This window comes from Microtetraspora sp. AC03309 (assembly GCF_020826795.1).
Lineage (GTDB): Bacteria > Actinomycetota > Actinomycetes > Streptosporangiales > Streptosporangiaceae > Microtetraspora > Microtetraspora glauca.
Genome location: NZ_JADDIL010000370.1, coordinates 1 through 601, shown reverse-complemented (window position 1 = coordinate 601; position 601 = coordinate 1). Strand labels below are relative to the sequence as shown.

The window sequence follows — 601 nt, the reverse complement described above, 5'->3', positions numbered from 1 at the left end:
CCTACTTCTCCGGCAACACTGTGCAGATCTGCCCGGTGGGGGCGCTGACCGGCACCGCCTATCGCTTCCGGGCGCGCCCGTTCGACCTGGTGTCCAGCCCGAGCGTATGCGAGCACTGCGCATCCGGGTGTGCCCAGCGCACCGATCACCGCCGGGGAAAAGTGATGCGGCGCCTGGCCGGTGACGATCCAGAGGTCAACGAGGAGTGGAACTGCGACAAGGGCCGGTGGGCGTTCACCTACACCACGGTCGGGGATCAGATCACCACACCGTTGATCCGCGAAGACGGCGCGCTGCGTCCGGCTTCGTGGTCGGAGGTGCTGACGGTGGCCGGGGCAGGCCTGCTGGCTGCGGGCACAGATACCGGTGTGCTGGTGGGCGGCCGCAGCACCGTGCAAGACGCCTACGCGTACGCGAAGTTCGCCCGAATGGTACTGAGCACCAATGACATCGATTTCCGCGCCCGGCCGCACTCGGTCGAGGAGGCCGATTTCCTGGCCGCCCACGTCGCCGGGCGGCCGATGAAGCTGCGTTACGCCGAACTGGAGAAGGCACCGACGGTCCTGCTGGTCGGGCTGGAGCCCGAAGAGGAGTCCCCGAT

Annotated in this window: 1 protein-coding gene; it reads left to right on the top strand. The window is 67.9% G+C overall.

Annotated elements, in window-relative coordinates:
• Positions 1-601 (top strand): molybdopterin-dependent oxidoreductase (locus tag IMZ11_RS43385; RefSeq protein ID WP_228649502.1); only part of this gene is annotated, 601 nt, incomplete at both ends.